The organism is Paenibacillus physcomitrellae, from assembly GCF_002240225.1.
Taxonomy (GTDB): Bacteria; Bacillota; Bacilli; order Paenibacillales; family Paenibacillaceae; genus Fontibacillus; species Fontibacillus physcomitrellae.
Genome location: NZ_CP022584.1, coordinates 2,333,968 through 2,350,991 on the forward strand (window position 1 = coordinate 2,333,968; position 17,024 = coordinate 2,350,991).

The 17,024-nt window shown below is 48.7% G+C and carries 20 protein-coding genes; 5 read left to right on the forward strand and 15 right to left on the reverse strand.

The genetic code is table 11. From position 1 onward, the window contains the following. Nucleotides 1-18: 18 nt before the first annotated feature. The 4 genes from CBE73_RS10595 to yyaC form a co-directional block, all read right to left on the reverse strand. A complete protein-coding gene (locus CBE73_RS10595) occupies nucleotides 19-684 on the reverse strand; it encodes a DUF6483 family protein (RefSeq protein ID WP_094094192.1) in 666 nt (221 codons plus the stop codon). Nucleotides 685-806: 122 nt separating this feature from the next. Continuing rightward, complete coding sequence (locus CBE73_RS21915; protein WP_157739500.1) at nucleotides 807-965, reverse strand: hypothetical protein; 159 nt, start codon at nucleotides 963-965, stop codon at nucleotides 807-809. Between the two features lie 56 nt (nucleotides 966-1,021). After that, the gene (locus CBE73_RS10600) at nucleotides 1,022-1,828 is read right to left on the reverse strand and encodes an alpha/beta fold hydrolase (protein WP_094094193.1); all 807 of its coding nucleotides are present in this window, start codon (nucleotides 1,826-1,828) and stop codon (nucleotides 1,022-1,024) included. An 88-nt stretch (nucleotides 1,829-1,916) separates the two neighbouring features. After that, complete coding sequence (yyaC, locus tag CBE73_RS10605; RefSeq protein ID WP_094094194.1) at nucleotides 1,917-2,465, reverse strand: spore protease YyaC; 549 nt, start codon at nucleotides 2,463-2,465, stop codon at nucleotides 1,917-1,919. Between the two features lie 142 nt (nucleotides 2,466-2,607). Here yyaC and CBE73_RS10610 point away from each other — a divergent pair, with 142 nt between their 5' ends. Next, a complete protein-coding gene (locus CBE73_RS10610) occupies nucleotides 2,608-2,832 on the forward strand; it encodes a DUF1128 domain-containing protein (RefSeq protein ID WP_094094195.1) in 225 nt (74 codons plus the stop codon). A gap of 149 nt (nucleotides 2,833-2,981) precedes the next feature. Here CBE73_RS10610 and CBE73_RS10615 read toward each other — a convergent pair whose 3' ends face one another. Further along, nucleotides 2,982-3,701: a pirin family protein gene (locus tag CBE73_RS10615; RefSeq protein ID WP_157739502.1), complete on the reverse strand. Its 720-nt coding sequence runs from the start codon at nucleotides 3,699-3,701 to the stop codon at nucleotides 2,982-2,984. Between the two features lie 281 nt (nucleotides 3,702-3,982). Here CBE73_RS10615 and CBE73_RS10620 point away from each other — a divergent pair, with 281 nt between their 5' ends. From CBE73_RS10620 to CBE73_RS10635, 4 genes are all read left to right on the forward strand, one after another. Then, the gene (locus CBE73_RS10620) at nucleotides 3,983-4,240 is read left to right on the forward strand and encodes a GlsB/YeaQ/YmgE family stress response membrane protein (protein ID WP_094094197.1); all 258 of its coding nucleotides are present in this window, start codon (nucleotides 3,983-3,985) and stop codon (nucleotides 4,238-4,240) included. Nucleotides 4,241-4,267: 27 nt separating this feature from the next. Next, complete coding sequence (locus tag CBE73_RS10625) at nucleotides 4,268-4,744, forward strand: YtxH domain-containing protein (RefSeq protein WP_094094198.1); 477 nt, start codon at nucleotides 4,268-4,270, stop codon at nucleotides 4,742-4,744. Nucleotides 4,745-4,843: 99 nt separating this feature from the next. Continuing rightward, nucleotides 4,844-5,164 carry a DUF5665 domain-containing protein gene (locus tag CBE73_RS10630; protein WP_094094199.1) on the forward strand — a complete coding sequence of 107 codons (321 nt, stop codon included), beginning with the start codon at nucleotides 4,844-4,846 and terminating at the stop codon, nucleotides 5,162-5,164. A gap of 71 nt (nucleotides 5,165-5,235) precedes the next feature. Next, nucleotides 5,236-5,460 (forward strand): hypothetical protein, encoded by a 225-nt coding sequence (locus CBE73_RS10635; protein WP_094094200.1) that lies wholly within the window; start codon nucleotides 5,236-5,238, stop codon nucleotides 5,458-5,460. A 59-nt stretch (nucleotides 5,461-5,519) separates the two neighbouring features. On the opposite strand, the gene CBE73_RS10640 is transcribed toward CBE73_RS10635, so the two are convergent. The 10 genes from CBE73_RS10640 to CBE73_RS10685 form a co-directional block, all read right to left on the reverse strand. Next, nucleotides 5,520-6,494, reverse strand: coding sequence for a magnesium transporter CorA family protein (locus CBE73_RS10640; RefSeq protein ID WP_094094201.1), 975 nt, complete (start codon nucleotides 6,492-6,494; stop codon nucleotides 5,520-5,522). Between the two features lie 103 nt (nucleotides 6,495-6,597). Further along, entirely contained in the window at nucleotides 6,598-7,368 is a 771-nt protein-coding gene (locus CBE73_RS10645) for a sigma-70 family RNA polymerase sigma factor (protein ID WP_094094202.1), read from the reverse strand. Further along, on the reverse strand, nucleotides 7,365-7,814 hold the full coding sequence (rsbW, locus tag CBE73_RS10650; protein WP_094094203.1) for an anti-sigma B factor RsbW: 450 nt from the start codon (nucleotides 7,812-7,814) through the stop codon (nucleotides 7,365-7,367). Before rsbW ends, CBE73_RS10645 begins: the two co-directional genes overlap by 4 nt. A 19-nt stretch (nucleotides 7,815-7,833) precedes the next feature. Continuing rightward, the gene (locus CBE73_RS10655; RefSeq protein WP_094094204.1) at nucleotides 7,834-8,172 is read right to left on the reverse strand and encodes an STAS domain-containing protein; all 339 of its coding nucleotides are present in this window, start codon (nucleotides 8,170-8,172) and stop codon (nucleotides 7,834-7,836) included. Between the two features lie 71 nt (nucleotides 8,173-8,243). Further along, complete coding sequence (locus tag CBE73_RS10660; protein WP_094094205.1) at nucleotides 8,244-9,920, reverse strand: response regulator; 1,677 nt, start codon at nucleotides 9,918-9,920, stop codon at nucleotides 8,244-8,246. Between the two features lie 46 nt (nucleotides 9,921-9,966). Then, nucleotides 9,967-10,785, reverse strand: coding sequence for a CheR family methyltransferase (locus CBE73_RS10665; protein ID WP_373286403.1), 819 nt, complete (start codon nucleotides 10,783-10,785; stop codon nucleotides 9,967-9,969). Nucleotides 10,786-10,917: 132 nt separating this feature from the next. Beyond that, complete coding sequence (locus CBE73_RS10670; RefSeq protein ID WP_094094206.1) at nucleotides 10,918-14,586, reverse strand: response regulator; 3,669 nt, start codon at nucleotides 14,584-14,586, stop codon at nucleotides 10,918-10,920. Next, the gene (locus CBE73_RS10675) at nucleotides 14,576-15,751 is read right to left on the reverse strand and encodes a SpoIIE family protein phosphatase (protein ID WP_094094207.1); all 1,176 of its coding nucleotides are present in this window, start codon (nucleotides 15,749-15,751) and stop codon (nucleotides 14,576-14,578) included. Before CBE73_RS10675 ends, CBE73_RS10670 begins: the two co-directional genes overlap by 11 nt. Before the next feature lie 231 nt (nucleotides 15,752-15,982). Beyond that, the gene (locus tag CBE73_RS10680) at nucleotides 15,983-16,327 is read right to left on the reverse strand and encodes a YflT domain-containing protein (protein WP_094096251.1); all 345 of its coding nucleotides are present in this window, start codon (nucleotides 16,325-16,327) and stop codon (nucleotides 15,983-15,985) included. Between the two features lie 123 nt (nucleotides 16,328-16,450). Then, complete coding sequence (locus CBE73_RS10685; RefSeq protein WP_094094208.1) at nucleotides 16,451-17,023, reverse strand: hypothetical protein; 573 nt, start codon at nucleotides 17,021-17,023, stop codon at nucleotides 16,451-16,453. Nucleotide 17,024 lies beyond the last annotated feature (1 nt).

Genomic DNA, 17,024 nt, shown 5'->3' on the forward strand with positions numbered 1-17,024 from the left:
CATTGCTAACCGTTACTACTAAACGTTAGAAGAGGCTTCCTTTTCCCCGCTTACCAATTCCAGTCCTTCCAGCACTTCCTCTCGCGGCAGTCCTCCGCGTTCCAGGGTTTCATCATCGAGTTGAAGCAGCCTTTGGTAATAAGCAGCTGCCTCCTCTTTGCCGATCTCCCCGTCCTTACGAAGCCGGAACAGACAGTCCTCCGCTTTGTCAAAGCGCTGCTCCTGCTCCTCATAACGAAACAGCAGCTTCTCCGTTTCCGCGGGCAGCCGGTAGCCTTTGACGGCTTCCAGCACCTCGCTTACCTCTTTATCCACGCTCCACAGCTCCTTGTCTGCTCCATGAAAGACCGAATAGACAAACAGGTGGAGAGCTTTCATCAGGCGTTTCAAGCCTTCGTCGTTATTATTCAAATCCAGGTAAATCAGGCCTTCTTCCTTCATCAGCCTGGCCATGCTTTGCAGTTTATCCGCCTCCACTTTATCGCCAAGCCGGAACATATCAATAATATCTTTGACGGATAAGGAATTCAGCAGCTGACTGTTCAGGCGGAAATGCCTCTTGAACAAGTCATCCACCTCCCACAAGGCTTCCGTGTGCTTCTTCTGCTGCTTCAAACCGAAGATGGCCCCCACCGCTTCCGTCATATCTTCGATCATACGGACCAAATAATCTCTTCTAAGCATGTTATGGCCTCCCGCCGCTTATTTTAAAATGGGTTAAAAGTCGGATTTTGCAGATACAAACGGTTGTATACAAATTGTAAGTCATTTAGCTTCCCTTTGCCATTCCGCATGTGAAGCCTTCGCTACAAGACCTCTTCTACCCATTTCTCCGCGGCATAAAAAACAGGCTTCTCCCAAGAGAAGCCTGTGCATAACAAGCAGCTTAACAGCTCCAGCTGGCTGCCGGATCGAAGATCTCCGCATTTAGCCTGGGCATTAGCCAAGGAATTCAGCCGAAGCATTCAGCCTGACATTCGTCCTGAACACTCCGCCTTTTCATTCAGTCTAGCTGCTAGCCTTACCGCCCGGCCTTATCCGTTTCATAGATGCTGCGAGCGAAATCAGAAATAACGGCCAGCAGCTGTTCAGGTGTTTCGTACATGCTCATATGGCCTGCACCTTTAAGCACCGACTTCGTGATGTTGGCTCCATCTGCCGTAAAGGTCCGTTCCATCGGCACCACTTGATCCTTCTCACCGGCGACGAGGAGCACCGGCAGCGTTGTGGAGGACAATACATCTCTGCGATCCACACGTTCGCGCATGGCCAGAGCCGCTCCCGCAGCTCCCTGAGGAGGTGTGCGGTAACCAATTTCGCGGACGGCGTTCACGGCATCGACCATCGTGTCCACATGATCCGGAGCAAATAATCCCGGCACAAGACCATCAATAAAATCGGTAATACCGGCTTGAACAGCGGCCGCTGCCTTCAGCCGTTTCTCTTTGGCTTCCTCGCTATCGGGGTAAGCCGTGGAGTGAATAAGTCCAAACCCTTTCAAATAAGCCGGATAATGCTGGGCAAAAGCTAAAGTGACATAACCGCCCATCGAATGACCCAGCATCGTGCAGGAGCTGATCTCCAGCTTCTCAAGAAGCCCCTTTACATCCTCGGCCATTTGCTCAATCGTGTAAGAGCCAAGAGGCGCATCGCTGGAACCATGGCCGCGCAGATCAGGGACCAGACAACGATACTGTTTGCTCAGCTCCGAAATAATAGTATCCCAATAACCGGCACTGCCGCAGAAGCCGTGCAGCAGAACCATAACTTCTCCTTCTCCGCGATCCTCATAAGCTATATTCAAGCCGTTAACCGATGTTTTCTCCATGATTCCAACCTTCTTTCTTGTATAAATCAAAATAATTCAAACATTACCTACTATTAAGCCAATTGCTTGGTCTCTGAAACGGGTCTGCTCAAATCCGCCCGAAAGCAGCCGCAGCAGCAGCCGCAATTTCATCTGCCATCTGCATCACAAGGTGCAGGGAAGTGGTTTGCAGCGTGTGATAAGGTTTGGGACTTTTCCTGTTTACAACAGCGGCTATGCTGTAATCCCCTATAGGCGGGAGGCGAAGACCTACCGACTCCGCTGGCATTAGCGGTGCCTGAGCGACCAGATAGAAACCGACAGACGACTCAGCGCCAAGACAGGCATCGACTGCAATACGTATCTTCCCTTCCGGCAGCTCCCTCATCTTGGCAAGCAGCGTTTCCGCATCGCAAGGATCAGATAAGGTTCCTGTTACCGCATTTATGCCGTAGGCCTGGAGCCTGCTGCCAGTCAAAGGTCCTAAAGCATCTCCGGACGATCGGTCCGTACCGATACAGACAAATTGAAGATCATCCAGCGCATGTTCCGCAGCTATTCCTTGGAAGAAGCTTCTTAACTCCCCGCCGTTCATCCGGGTTCTTACAGCCGCCTCCAGCTTGGGTTCCCGCCCGCCAAACAAGCGGTTTATAGACATATTGGTTGCTCCTTAGCTCTTATTGATCTGATTGTACCCCAATTCCCAAGCCGAGTACAAAATCCGTTTAAAAAACGTGAATCCCTGTACACGACATGTTACAATACGGGAAGATTACCCGATCTGGGAAAGGATGTGCCTTATGGATTTGAGTCAGAAAACGCAGGAAAATGTGGAATATATGATTGAAGCAATTAAAAACAAACTGAGAATGGCAACCGGCGCTGCTATGCAGGCATCCGCCTTTACAGTGGACCGTTATGAGGATATTCAAGAGGTTTACGAAATCGTGATGAGCAAGGAACGGCTCAGCATCTCCGAGGTTGAAGCGCTCGCTTCCGAACTGGGACAACTTCGCAGCAAATAATTTGTTCCCTTAATAAGTTTCATGAGGAAATCACACAAAAAAGCTGTCCCGCATAGGAGTTCGGTTTGGAATTAACCCGAACTTTCCTAACACAGGACAGCTTTTAATTTGGGTTGAGGGTTGAGGAGCGCCGCTCGTCCAAGCCCTGCTCAAGGCATATCTACGACGAGCAGTTCCGCCCATCCTCCGCTGGACATTCCCGTAATGTTGATCGGCAGAGGCTCACGGATTCTAAGCGAATCTCCCTGCTGCAGATCCATTACCTCTTCCCCGCACTCCACCTCCACATTCCCTGATACTACAAAAATATAGGTTCTCCGGTCACGCGCCGCAATGTCGAGCTGCTTAGAGGTTTCCAAAATGGAAGTATAAAGGGTTAAATCCTGGGCAATCGGAAGCGAATAGGGATCTTCCCCTCTTCCTGAAACAGCAGGAAACAATTGATTAAAACGCTGCTCGTTCTGAAGGGTCAAGCTTTGAGCCCGCGGCTCAAGTCCTTGCTTGACTGGGAGAAACCAGAACTGCAGGTACCTGGCCGGTTCACGGTCTGAGGGATTGGATTCCGAATGTGTAACCCCGGTTCCGGAGGTTAACACATGAATAGTGCCTTCCGGAAGATCCGCTGCAATTCCTAAGCTGTCCGTATAGCGGACTTTTCCTTCGATAACCATCGTTACGATCTCCAGGTCATGATTGGGCCAGTCTTTTCCATAATGTTCAGGTAATAAGGTACTGTCGTTGTGAACCAGCATACAGCCGAAATGCTCATTTCCCGTGTCTTCATATTCGGAAAACGAAAAGCTGTATTCACTTTGGATCGATCCCAGATCTGATGTATGACGTTCTGCCGACGTTTGTTTTTTAATCATGGTCAACTCTCCTCTGCAGATTTGCCTTTCAACTAATGGTCCCATGGTTTTATTTAACGCTTCCATGGTTTCATGGTCTATTTGAATATCCATTAAATACCCTCCGGCTTTTTCCTCTAATCATCCCGGCAAATCCAAATTCCTCTTTATTTCTGCAAAATTCTCTTTCAACTTCCACGGCTTTTGCTTTGTTTCACGGTTGTTCATCACGTTTATATACGAAGTAAGCACAGGTTGAAAGAAGGTAAGACTAGGACAGGCCGCAGCAAGGGGGATTTACCATGTGGGCAATTCCGATCAGCATCCTGATCGCCGTCCTTATTGGATTAATAGGTGAAGCGCTGACCGAAAACGACATCTTAGGCGGTGCAACAGGCGCAATCATCGCTGGACTAGCCGGATCTTGGCTGGGTTCCTGGTGGTTTGATAACCTGGGTCCGGTTGTTGACGGATTTGCTGTCATTCCGGCCATTGTGGGCGCCGCTTCCGCGGTACTGCTTCTGGCCTCTGTCTCCCGGCTGTTCGCCCGAACCTTGTAAATACATTTTGATAAGGAGTGATCCAATATGAGTCATGCAGAAAATGAACAAGCGGTTCAAACGGGTTCCAAATTTGTAAAAGGCGCTCTCATCGGCGCGGTTGTAGGCGCGGCAACGGCCCTTCTTTTTGCTCCAAAGCCAGGACGTGAGCTGCGCAGCGATTTGGCCGACAAAATGAGCACGGCGGCCGATAAATCGAAGGAATTATGCGGAACTGTCGGGGAAAAGGCGTCTACTCTTTATCAAAACGTTACCGATAAAGCAGGCTCCTTGGCTAAAACCATCGGCAGCAGCGCCAGCACTGTAGCAAGCACTGTCAAAGAAGCTTCAGCCAGTGTGGCGGAAGAGGCTAAGAAAGGCGCCTCGGATGTCATGGAGGCCGAAGCCGATATGGCCAAAAATGTTAAGGATAAAACGGCTGAAGCCGCTAAAGACGTGAAGGAAACTTCAAAGGATGCGGCCCGGGACGTTTCTAATAAAACGCAGTCCAGTTCAACTTACTAATTCGTTCCATATCCCGTCCCTTGAGAAATAGCCAGCTGTCCTTACGGCTGGCTATTTCTGTCCTGCCGCTAGCACTGCTTTGGAAAGCGAGGGAAATTCATGGCTAAAATATACGACACCAAAGATCATCCATTTGAACTCAGGCATGAGGTAAAGCGCCTGAATACCCGTCTAGATGATATCGCCACGGCCCTGGAGAAATCCGATTTTCTCGATATGATCGAGAACTACACCAATCCGAAGAAACGTCTGTTTGCCAACTTCACCGCCGGCTTGTCCCGTGGTCTTGGCTTGACGGTAGGAACAGCCGTCGTGCTTGCTTTGCTTGGCTGGCTGATCAGCCTATTTGTTGACCTTCCATTAATTGGTGAATACATCGGACAGCTCCAGCGGTATATTGATGCTTACAAGCAGCAATAGTAACTTTGGTCAAGCTTATTTATGCAGCTTATGCTAAATGGACCTAAACAGGAAAGAGGAGGCGTTCGCACATGCCGCATGTCAACCCTGAAGGTGAACAGGAGCAGTATGTTGAGAAGCAGATCGAGGAAGCAAGAGAAGGCGAATATCCGAACCATAAAGATCTAAGCATAGCGCAAAACGGTTCCATGGTGAACGATATGGAGGATCTGAAGCAGCTTGGAGAGGACATGGATGAGATGCATACGAACAGTGAAGACAAGAAACAAGGCCTAATATCAGACCCTGAGCAATAAAGGTAAGGGGTTTCTCGTTTCTCGGATACTTATAAAGCCTAAGCCGGCCGGCTTAGGCTTTATAAATTGGAATTTTTGCGCCGGACTCTAAGCAGGTCGCCTGTCCAGCCTTTCATCCACATCCAGGCATAAAGCCCTCCGCTGCAGAACAAGACGATCAGAATAATCGCCGTAAATCCCCAGGTTCCGGAATGAATCCAAGGCAGATAATCAAAGTTCATTCCCCAAATCGCCCCGATCACCATAGCCGGTGTAAAGATCGCCGTAATAAGAGTCAAAGTCTTCATGATGTCGTTGCCCCGGAACGCTGAGACCGCATCATCAATCAAAATCAAGGTGTCAATTTCCTTCTCGTAATGACTGAACAACGTCTCCATCCGATCCGCCCGGTAATAAAACCGCTGAAAATAAACACTATGGTCAAGCTCACCTAAATAAGCCTCCCGTGCAGCCGTGATCAACTCCAAATAAGGAATAAACAAATTGCTCCAAAAGAGCAGCTCAAACCTGGCATTCAGAATCCGGTCCATGATGTTCTTCTCATTTCGCTGCCTCATCGTTTCTTCAACCTTGCGCAAATTGATTTCGAATTTGTCCATGCCTTCATGGAAATAGTGAAGAAGGGTCCGGGCCAGCACAAACATGCCGTCAATCGGCCATTTGCAGCCTGCAAGCAGGTTTAGTCTTTCCCGTGAGTTCATCACGAACCGCGTATGTTCATCCAGATTCACGGTCACAAGCTCCGTCCGGCTGACAAAAAAGTGGAATCGTTCGCACTCTGTTTCCGAGTTAATTTCCTGTTTGACCGAATAGGACATGGCTCCAAATATTAGCGGCTCCTGATCCTCAGCAAACCGGACAGACAAATAATTGGTGTTCGCAGCCGGTATACTTGTAATCCATTCCTCTGTGACCGGTTTCGATAAGACCAGACGTTTGATAGCCTGGCTGTCCCAGTCTTCGATTTGCAGGTCAGTCCAGGTCCAGCCCTGCTCCATTGGCCAAATACGCTCCCCGCCGAGCCCCTCGTTCATACACCTGTTCTCCTATATGTCCAGATTTCCAAAAAGACACGTACATGATTCTGGATCATGACGTGTCTTCAGGATTTTGTGCTATTCAACTGTGCCACCCGCATCACATACCCGAGTTAGACATGATTTGTTTCAATTTCTCTGTCGCTCTCTTCTGGATGCGTGACACGCTCATCTGCGAAACACCCAGCTTCTGGGCAATGGCCCTCTGCGATTGTCCTTCCTGGAAAGCAAGCAGCAATACTTTTTGCTCCTGCTCCTTAAGCTGGCTCATCGCCTGCTGGAGATCCATTCTTTTCTCCACCGTGTCATAATCATTCGCATCATGACTGATTAATTCACCAAGCGTTGCCGCACTTTCGTCCTGGGAAAGAGGCGAATCCAGCGATACGTAATGATAACATTCCCGTCCGGCCAGAACTTCAACCGTTTCCTCCACGGAAAGCTCCAGAAACTCGGCAATTTCCTTCACGTCAGGAGAACGCTCCAGTTTAACCGTCAATTCATCAATGGCCTGTTGAACCAAAGCACCCTTTTCCTTGATACGGCGCGGAACCTGGATATACCAAGACTTGTCCCGCAGAAAGTTCTTCATATGCCCAATCATGCTCTTCATCGCATAAGGTTCAAACGGAATGCCCAGCGATATATCATACTGCTGAAGCAGGCGAATCAGCGCCATTTGCCCAACCTGGTATAAATCTTCATACAAATCGGGTCGATTGCGGGCAATTTTGCCAGCAGCCATTTTAACCATAGGCTCGTATTTCTGAATCAGAACCGTAGCAATTTCATTATCTTTGGTCTGCTGGTATTCCCATATCAATCCCGTTGATTCATTAAGAGCCTCGGGGGGAGTCAGCTTGTCCGTCATACTCTCTCCTCGCTTCGGGTGAGTTTACGGGTCAAGACGACTTTCGTCCCCTTTCCTGCTTCATTTACAACGCTGACCTCATCCATCAGCGCCTGCATTAAGTAGAAACCAAGTCCCCCGATTTGCGCTTCACCCAATTCCTTGTCATGGAGCGTTGCCGATTCGTCATCTTTGTAGGACTCAAAGCTCTCGCCATTATCTTTGACCGTAATAACGAGTTCGCCGGGCCGCACATCGAACAGGACCTCGACCATTCCATCTTCATGATTGTAGGCGTACAGCACTGAATTGTTGCATGCTTCAGAGACGGCTACTTTCATATCTTCGATATCCTCATAGGAGAATCCCATTTTTGAAGCAATCCCGTAGAGATTTAACCTTACAATATCCACATAATCCGCAGTAGCCGGCAAAGTTAACTGTACTTGTTGAACTTCATCTTTCATACTTTCTTCGATCCTTTCCTTATTGGGAATTCTCTTGAGAGGCAAAGAACTTTGCAATTCCTGTCATATCAAAAAGTTTTTGTATCTGGGCCGGCACTTCACGGACATAAAACTGGGCATTCATCCCGTGTCTTACTTTAAGAATAGAAAGCAGAATTCCGATCCCCGTACTGTCGATGTATTTGAGCTCTCTCAAGTTTAGAACAAGATCCTGCTCACTGTTCTCAACTAACGGTTCCATGAACTGACGGAAATCGGGAGCAACGGACAAATCCAACTCACCTTGTAGAAAAACCGTGCTGGCTCCCTTATCATTTTGAGTTGTAACCGAAAATTTCTCGTTTTTATTTGTATTCATAGACTATCTCTCCCGAATGTTGGTTTCTTTATCCTTTACCCCATTGCCACCCTCTATGAAACATAACATGATCATCCATTTAGTTCCAGCGGTCTTTTCTGTCTTTCATAGGAGGACACTCCGGAACTCACGTCATACTGGGCTAAAATACGTTTGACCGCTCCCAAATTGACCGGTTTGCTAATGTAATCATCCATGCCCGCCTCATAGCAGCGGCCTTTAATTCCTTCCATTACATTCGCCGTCATAGCAAAAATATAGGGAGGCCTGCCTCCTTGCTCGCCGGCCCGGATAAGCTTGGTTGCCTCCAAGCCGTCCATGACCGGCATCTGCAGATCCATAAAGATATAAGAATAATGATGATCGGCGGCCATCTGAACAGCTTCCCTGCCGTTCTCCGCAATATCCGTTTCATAACCCAGCTTCGCCAGCATACTGCTCATCAGCTTCTGGTTGATCGGATGATCATCAACAATCAAAGCCCGTTCTTTGACTCTGACTGAACGCCGATTCTCTTTCTTCTCCGTCTCAAACTGGCTGATTTCAATTTCCTCTTCACACTTCCGGGTTACGATGCTGAACGAGAAGGTAGCGCCGCGGTCCTCCGCAGCCTCCGCTACGATATCCCCGCCCATCATCTGAACCAGCGTTCGGCAGATCGCCAGCCCGAGGCCAGTCCCTCCATATTTACGCGTCATAGAGGAATCAAGCTGGGAGAACGGCTGGAACAGACGCTCACGTTTCTCTTCGGCAATACCGATACCCGTATCTTTGACTGTGAACTCCAGCGTAATTTCGTCGTCATTCTCCTCTTTCGGAAGCACCACGACATAGATTCCGCCTTGATCAGTGAATTTTACTGCATTGGAGATCAGATTGATCAGCACTTGTCTGAGCCGGCCCATGTCCCCATAGAGGACACACGGAATACGTTCATCTATAAAATAAGCCAACTCCAGCTGTTTGCGTCCCGCTTCCACCGAGAACAGATTAAAGACCTCCTGCAAACCCGAACGCAGCTCGAATGGACTTTCTTCGAGTTCCATCTTGCCGGACTCCATCTTTGTGAAATCGAGTATATCATTGATGACCGAAATGAGCGTATCCGCGCTGTTACGGATAATCTCGGTATATTCTTTTTGTTCCTCTTTCAAATCGGTCTCCATAAGCAAATCAATCATACCGATCACGCCATTCATAGGGGTACGGATTTCATGGCTCATCATAGCCAGAAATTCCGTTTTGGCTTTGGCGGCAATTTCCGCCGCTTCCTTGGCTTCGATCAGCTCGCGATTAATTTGCTCAAGCTCTTTGGTTTTCTGATGGAGCAGCATCGTTTGTGATTTAAGCTTCTGGTTAGTTTTGAACATGCTGACAAAACCGTCGATTTTTGATTTCAAAATCTGTGGGATGAACGGTTTGACCATGTAGTCGATGGCTCCGGCGGAATAACCGGCAAAAAGATGCTCCGCCTGTTTGCTATTCGCTGAAATAAAGATAATTGGAATATCCTTGGTTTTGTCTCTCGCTTTGATCAGCTTGGCCGTTTCTATACCGTCCAGTCCCGGCATTTGAACATCCAGAACAATCACAGCAAACTCATCCTTCAGCAGGCAACGGAGCGCCTCTTCACCGGAGGTAGCTTTAACCAGATTGTACTCCTCACTCTCCAGCACGGCTTCCAGGGCAAGCAAATTCTCCGGACGATCATCTACCAGCAATATGTGTATCGGTTCTTCTACCCCCATGAGATCCTCCTAACCAAAGCCCGCGCATCCCCCCGCAGGCTATTGCTCATTTGATTTTACGATAAATCTTTTCTACGCGGTCCAGCGGCTCAAAGCAGTGGGAATAATCCGTGAAATGGATGGATTCCTTGGAGCCGAGCACCAGCACGCCAAAATTGCTCAAGCTTTCGTAGAACAGCTCATGAACTCTGTTGCGAAGTGTTTCGTTGAAATAAATCATGACATTACGGCAAAAGATGACGTTAAATTCATTAAAAGAACGGTCTGTAGCCAGATTATGTTCGGCAAAGATCATATTTTTCCGGAGATAAGGGTGAAAAATAACAGAATTATATTGTGCCGTATAATATTCGGAGAAGGAGCGCGTCCCCCCCGCCTCAATATAATTTTTGGTATACAGCTTCATTTTCTGCAGCCCGTAAATGCCTTCCTTGGCTTGTTCCAAAGAACGGGCATTCATATCCGTGGCGTAAATTCTCGCCTTATCATACAGCCCTTCCTCCTGCAGCAGGATCGCCATCGAATAAACTTCTTCGCCGGTCGAGCATCCCGCATGCCAAATCCGGATATAAGGATAAGTCCTCAGGATCGGCACAACCTTTTCGCGAAAGGTTTTGAATAAAGAGGGATCCCGGAACATCTCCGTTACCGGAATGGAAAGGTTATGAACAAGTCTATCAAAAGTGTCCCGATTGTGCAGGACCTTCTCCTGCAATCCCGAGACCGTCTTCAGATTCTCGCTGTGCACCGAATGCCAGATCCTCCGCTTCAAGGAAGGAATCGCATAGTTGCGGAAGTCATATCCGTACATCCGGTGAACTCCTTCGAGCAGAAGCTCGATTTCGATCGTTTCCCGTTCGTCCATCTCCGCCGAGGAAGAAAGGCCGAATTCCGTATCATCGTTATTGTATTCCCTGGGTGTCATTCCCCTTACCTCAATCCCCTCTAAACTTGTTCCTCTCATATGCATTTACTCTCCATTACCCCGATCCGGGTTTTACGAATACAACCAAACCCGCATCAGCGAAAGCAATTGATCGGTTTGAATCGGTTTCTTCATATAATCCGAAGCGCCGGCTTCGATACATTTCACTCGGTCTTCCTTCATCGCTTTGGCCGTCAGCGCGATAATCGGAAGCTTCTCGAACTCTTCCATCGTCCGGATTCTGCGCATGGCCTCGTAGCCGTCCATCTCAGGCATCATCATATCCATCAGAATCAGGTCGAAGTCCCGGTGCTGTTCGAGCAGCTCGATCGCTTCGCGGCCATTTTCCGCAAAGACAACCTCCATCCGGTAGCCTTCAAGCACGCTGGATAAAGCAAACACATTGCGCACGTCATCGTCGACGAGCAATATCTTTTTCCCCTCAAACAACGTTTCCTTATTATGAAGCTTGCGCAGGATACGACGTTTCTCTTCCGGCAGGTCCGCTTCCACACGATGCAGGAACAAGGTCGTTTCATCGAGGAGGCGTTCCGGTGATTTAACATCTTTAATAATGATGGATTCCGCATATTTGCGGAGTTTGGTTTCTTCCTGCTTGTCCAATTCCTTGCCGGTATAAATAATGATCGGCAGATCATTCAGCTGTTCATCATCCCGAATTTGGTCGAGCAGATCAAATCCGGTCATATCGGTCAGCATCAAATCAAGCACCATGCAGTCAAAATGCTGCGTGCGAAGCTCTTCCAGAGCTTCCCGGCCAGTAGATACCGCTTTGATCACCACATCGTCATGACCAATCAATTCAATGATCGCATGCCGCTGTGTCTGGTCATCCTCCACGACAAGCAGATGCTTCAGGCTTTTCTCCATGTAAGACTCAATATGAGAGAATGCGCCCTCCAAATCTTCGCGGCTGGAAGGTTTCTTCAGGAACGCGATCGCCCCCATCATAAGCCCGTGTTTCACATCATCCACAACGGAAATGACATGGACCGGAATATGCCGGGTTTCAGCGCTGCTCTTCAGCTCGTTCAAAATGGACCAGCCGTCCATCACCGGAAGCTGGATGTCCAGAATAATCGCGTCAGGCAAATAGCTGCGCGCCATATGCAGACCTACATCGCCCTGCGTGGCAGTCAGCACCTTGTAGCCATAGTTTCTCGCCATGTCGACGAGGATTTTGGCGAAGTGCACGTCATCCTCTACCACCAGCAGCACCCGATCCTTCGCCCCGATCTTATCGCGGTCGTCTTCAATCAGCTGCGGAACATTAGCGGATACTGGTTTCGGTTTGACAGGAGCTGCGGAACTTGCCGCAAGCAGGCTCCGGGGTTCTTCGGAAGCGGCTGCCGCTTCTGACCGGGCGCTTGGAAGCTGTCCCTGTTGATCAACTGACTTAGGCAGGTAAAGCGTAAAGGTGCTTCCTTCACCAACCGCCGTCTCGAGTGCAATGCCGCCGCCCAGCAAAGAGGCAAGTCCCCGGCTGATGGACAACCCAAGGCCAGTCCCGCCATATTGGCGGCTTGTAGTGCCATCTACCTGCTGGAAGGCTTCAAAGATCAAATCGGTTTTGTCCTGCGGAATGCCAATGCCCGTGTCCTGAACCGAAATCGCCAGATATTCGACGGACGAATCGATGTAGACCGGAAGTTCCTTAGGATCGGCTTCTCTAACCGAGAAAGTGACTGAACCTTCTTCGGTAAACTTGAACGCATTGGACAACAGATTGCGTACAATCTGCTTAAGCCGGTGCCCGTCTGTCATTACATGTTCAGGTACAGCCGGGTCAATGTTAAGATTCAGGTCTACCTGTTTCTTCTGAGCTACAGGCCCGAAATTCTGCTCCACAAATTTCTCAAGCTCCTGCATGCTTACAAGCTCGCGGTTTATTTCCATTTTGCCAGCATCCACTTTGGATAAATCCAGAATCTCGTCAATCATCTTCAGCAGATCGGAGCCAGACATATAAATCGTTTGAGCATATTCAATCTGCTTGTCGGTCAGATTATGTTCTTTGTTCTCCGACAGCAGCTGGGAGAGAATCAGCAAGCTGTTCAGCGGCGTCCGCAGCTCATGCGACATATTCGCCAGAAATTCCGACTTGTATTTGCTTGTTACGGACAGCTGCATAGCCTGCTGTTCCAGCTGATTTTTGGTCTTTTCGATTTCCGAATTCTTCTCCTCGACTTCCTGCACCTGTTCTTCCAAAGCTCGTGTTTTGGCCACGAGCTCGGTGTTGTAGTGCTCCAGCTCTTCCTGCTGCCGCTGCAGCTGATCTTCGGAGCGTTTGAGGGCCGTCGCCTGCTTCTCGAGATTTTCGTTCGAACGGCGTAATTCCTCCTGCTGGCTTTGAAGTTCTTCCGACTGGACCTGCAGTTCTTCCGTCAGCGCCTGGGATTCGCGGAGCAGTTCCTCAATCCGCAAGCGGCCTGACATATTGTTCAGAATAACGCCCAAATGGTTCACCAGTTCACTCAATAGCTGTTCTTCCAGCGCCGTAAATTTATCCAGGCTTGCGATCTCCACTACGCCCAGCAACTCGTCCTCAAACACTACAGGTTGAATCATGATCACGCGGGGTTCACTTTCACCCGAAGCGGAGCGGATCGACACATAACCTTCCGGCACCTTATCCAGCAAGATCGGCTTCTTGTCTGCGGCGCTTTGTCCAACCAGACCTTCCCCGATTTTAAAGCTGCTGCGAGGACGTGAATCCTCATCCATGCCGTATGAACCGGCTAAGTAAAGTTCATCGGGATTATTGTCATCCCGAATATAAAGCGTCCCGAATTTGCCGCCCAGAAGCGGTGTGAACTCGCTGATAAACATTTGCGACACTTGTTCCATGGAACTGATCCCGTGAAACAAATCGGTGATCCTGGCCAAATTAGAGCTGATCCAGGCCTGATCCTTCTGTGCCTGCGCATATTTGCGTTCCAGCTCCTGTTTGGCATCCAAATCTTCGGACATCTGCTGGAATACTTTCGCTACTCTGCCGATCTCGTCCGTCGAAGTGACCCGCATCCGGCGAATCGCTTTATATTTGCCTTTTCCAAAGCTGTTGATCATAAGCGAAACGGTATTCAGGCCTTTTGTAATGCTAGGCAATACCCACAAAATAACACCAAGCGCCAGCAGCAGACCGGCGGTCATAATGCCGATTGCCATCTGCAGTGATTTTTGGTAGGCCGCATCGGCGGCTTTAATTTCCTCATCCACTCTCATATCCTGATAGGTGGATAAGGAATTCAGATTCTGCAATAAACTGTTCTGCAGAGGGGTGCCGACCGAGTTCTTGTTCGCCCTGGCCCCCTCTATATCCCCTTTGCCCACAAAAGCAAACTGCTTGTCAATAAAATCAGAGTAGGCAGTCCAATCGTTTATAATCTTCTGGATGATCGCTTGTTCATTGGCGTCCAGCTGCGTCTGTTCAAGCAGCTTGTAATTGTCAACCGCCACATTAAACTGGCGATCAATCTCGGACTTAGTTTCATTAACCGATGTCTTCGGATCTATGAGCACATTCAACATATCTTTGGTAATTTCGTTGACCGGCAAACGGATGTTGCCCGAATAACGTACCTTCAAATACCGGTCATGATAAACCTTCTCCAGCCGGTCGTTCATAGATTTCATTCGGTCATAGCTGACAAAAGTAAGTACAAGCAGAATAGCCATCAGCAAGCTGAAACCGATCAGCAGCTTGTTTCTAATCTTCATCGACTGACTCCCCTTCTTTTAGCGATACCCACACCAGACACTTATCGTCTTCTCTTTCCTGCTTCAGTCCTTCATCAAAAAACAGCCGGTGAATCTTCTCTCTATCCATTGTATGACTTCCCTTAAGCTGTTCGGTCAAGTATGCCAGCTGGGCTTCCTGGTCCCCTTCTACAGCTTCAAGCAAACCATCCGTGTACAAGACAATATGGCCTTCTCCGCTGTAGGATAACGTACGCGGCGTAACATCAATTTTGTCAAACAGTCCGACAGGCGCGCATACCGTGGTCAGCTGCTCCACCGTCCCGTCCTCATGATAGAACAGTCCCGGCGGATGTCCCGCGTTCACATAATCAATACGCTTGAACTTGGTGTCAACCACCATATAAATGGCGGTGAAATAATACTGCACCAGGCGGTTCTCAATATGAAGCTGGCTGAAGCGCCGGTTCAGCTCCTGAATCACTTTCTCGGGATCGACATAAGTATTGACCGTATCCTTAAGCACCGAGGCGATAAACATGCAGAACAAAGAAGATGAAATGCCATGCCCCATCATATCCAGCAAAATAATGCCGTACCGGTCTTCACCAAGCGGATACCACGCGTACAGATCTCCGGCCAGCTCAAACGAAGGTTTATATAGGGCTTCAACGCTGAAGTCTTCTTCATTTAAAGGAAGGCTTAATACCGCATTCTGAACGAGCGCTGCAAGCTTTAATTCCTCCTGAATCCGTTGATCCCTCTCTTTGTGCCAGTCCTTCTCCTGCTTAAGCCGGAGGGCCAATCGGATGCGAGCCATGAGCTCGACCTTGTTGATCGGTTTGGTGACATAATCGACGGCTCCCGCGTCCAGAGCCTCGGCAAGCTTCTTTGAATCGCCTACGGCTGTTACCATAATGATCGGAATGTCTTTCAAATGCTCATACTGCTGAACGATTCGGCAAGCTTCAATGCCATCCATTTCCGGCATCATCATATCCAGCAGAATTAAATCGATTTGAGAAGCGGCATGCTTGTGAACAGACGGCTGCTCGCCCACCCCAAGCTCCTGCAGCATATCGCGCGCAGACGAGACAGAGGTCACGTTGCGGTAATTTTCTTTCTTAAGAATCTCGCGAATGATAATGAGATTAGTAGGATTGTCATCTACAATTAAAATTTTCATATACCTCTCCTTTAGCTGATCGGGAAGTAGTCATTGATGAATCTCACATTAGAACATTATCTTTTAACTATACCATTATTGCTTGTTTTCCCGCCAAAATTATTCCGAATATATTCCTTTAATGTAACATTGTTCAAAATACACCCAAAACATAGATAAGGAATGGGAGCCCTACTCCCATTCCTTATCTATGTTTTACAATTTATAAACCAAGTCTCAAGCCTATATGAATTATGGATTCTGTTTAGCAATAACCAGTACCTTGCCCAGATCCAATTCTTTTTCATAGAAGTCAGCCTCGTTATCCGAGAATCCCAAAGAGGTTATTTTCGCCCGAAGCTCATCCCCCCGGGAACGAAACAAGTTCGCCACCGAATTCATAACGCCTTCTTCTTTCAAGCCAACCTCTGACGCCGCTGCCGCATCGGCAATCCGATCCGTCCGGTCTCCATCATGGGCCAGCACAAAAATCTGATCATCGGTATAGCCGGTCCGTCGAAGCTCCTCTACCTCTTTGACGGCTTGTACACCATTCTCAACAACCTTGGCATAGGATTTAGCATTGATTGAACTCATGATACTCATCCTCTCCGCATTATATTTCACTTGGATCGACAGGATCATTGGTCAACGAGCTTTCCTTCCTAGTAATTAAACAGCCCGTGCCTGATTTGAAACAGCATTTCCCAGATTATTTCTTCACGAAGTGAACTCATTAAATAAATCCACTGCTGCCAGGTGTCCTGACTCATCCCGGTAGACCTTGAGGGCATTCGGCGTACGGCTGTATACATCACCGTCTTCGGCCCGGAAATCGGGCTCTCCCAGATAAAGATTCATCCCGTTACCCGTTAACGGAATGAAATGTCCATTAAGCAGCATTCCGTGTTCAACATGATCGGCATGTACATAATAGACAACATCCTCGTACAGTCCGGCCGTTACTCCGGGGTAACGGTATTCCGTATAACCTGTGATTTCATCCTTCACGATTTCGGCCGGTTTCCCTTTAGCTTGGAGCAGCTGTTTCCTGCTCCAATCCAGAGAAACTCCGTTCAGGGTTTGAAAAGAATCAAGCCGGAGATCCTCCGGCTTACGGATATTAAGCCCCAGTTCCTGAGTCCTGAGCGGCTGAGTCCATTGAGCCGTCTGCTGGCTGACATCCCCGGCAATTCCGGTATAAAGGCCTGCAGCCGCAGGAGAAGCAGAAACGTCCTGTTGACCAGCCGAAACGGCCAGCCCCAGCAGTAATAACCATAAACTCAGCATCATC

Bases quoted from the DNA above. Each gene is read 5' to 3' on its own strand.
- CBE73_RS10595 (WP_094094192.1), bottom strand. From the start codon at position 684: ATGCTTAGAAGAGATTATTTGGTCCGTATGATCGAAGATATGACGGAA.
- CBE73_RS21915 (WP_157739500.1), bottom strand. From the start codon at position 965: ATGCTTCGGCTGAATTCCTTGGCTAATGCCCAGGCTAAATGCGGAGAT.
- CBE73_RS10600 (WP_094094193.1), bottom strand. From the start codon at position 1,828: ATGGAGAAAACATCGGTTAACGGCTTGAATATAGCTTATGAGGATCGC.
- yyaC (WP_094094194.1), bottom strand. From the start codon at position 2,465: ATGTCTATAAACCGCTTGTTTGGCGGGCGGGAACCCAAGCTGGAGGCG.
- CBE73_RS10610 (WP_094094195.1), top strand. From the start codon at position 2,608: ATGGATTTGAGTCAGAAAACGCAGGAAAATGTGGAATATATGATTGAA.
- CBE73_RS10615 (WP_157739502.1), bottom strand. From the start codon at position 3,701: ATGATTAAAAAACAAACGTCGGCAGAACGTCATACATCAGATCTGGGA.
- CBE73_RS10620 (WP_094094197.1), top strand. From the start codon at position 3,983: ATGTGGGCAATTCCGATCAGCATCCTGATCGCCGTCCTTATTGGATTA.
- CBE73_RS10625 (WP_094094198.1), top strand. From the start codon at position 4,268: ATGAGTCATGCAGAAAATGAACAAGCGGTTCAAACGGGTTCCAAATTT.
- CBE73_RS10630 (WP_094094199.1), top strand. From the start codon at position 4,844: ATGGCTAAAATATACGACACCAAAGATCATCCATTTGAACTCAGGCAT.
- CBE73_RS10635 (WP_094094200.1), top strand. From the start codon at position 5,236: ATGCCGCATGTCAACCCTGAAGGTGAACAGGAGCAGTATGTTGAGAAG.
- CBE73_RS10640 (WP_094094201.1), bottom strand. From the start codon at position 6,494: ATGAACGAGGGGCTCGGCGGGGAGCGTATTTGGCCAATGGAGCAGGGC.
- CBE73_RS10645 (WP_094094202.1), bottom strand. From the start codon at position 7,368: ATGACGGACAAGCTGACTCCCCCCGAGGCTCTTAATGAATCAACGGGA.
- rsbW (WP_094094203.1), bottom strand. From the start codon at position 7,814: ATGAAAGATGAAGTTCAACAAGTACAGTTAACTTTGCCGGCTACTGCG.
- CBE73_RS10655 (WP_094094204.1), bottom strand. From the start codon at position 8,172: ATGAATACAAATAAAAACGAGAAATTTTCGGTTACAACTCAAAATGAT.
- CBE73_RS10660 (WP_094094205.1), bottom strand. From the start codon at position 9,920: ATGGGGGTAGAAGAACCGATACACATATTGCTGGTAGATGATCGTCCG.
- CBE73_RS10665 (WP_373286403.1), bottom strand. From the start codon at position 10,785: ATGGACGAACGGGAAACGATCGAAATCGAGCTTCTGCTCGAAGGAGTT.
- CBE73_RS10670 (WP_094094206.1), bottom strand. From the start codon at position 14,586: ATGAAGATTAGAAACAAGCTGCTGATCGGTTTCAGCTTGCTGATGGCT.
- CBE73_RS10675 (WP_094094207.1), bottom strand. From the start codon at position 15,751: ATGAAAATTTTAATTGTAGATGACAATCCTACTAATCTCATTATCATT.
- CBE73_RS10680 (WP_094096251.1), bottom strand. From the start codon at position 16,327: ATGAGTTCAATCAATGCTAAATCCTATGCCAAGGTTGTTGAGAATGGT.
- CBE73_RS10685 (WP_094094208.1), bottom strand. From the start codon at position 17,023: ATGATGCTGAGTTTATGGTTATTACTGCTGGGGCTGGCCGTTTCGGCT.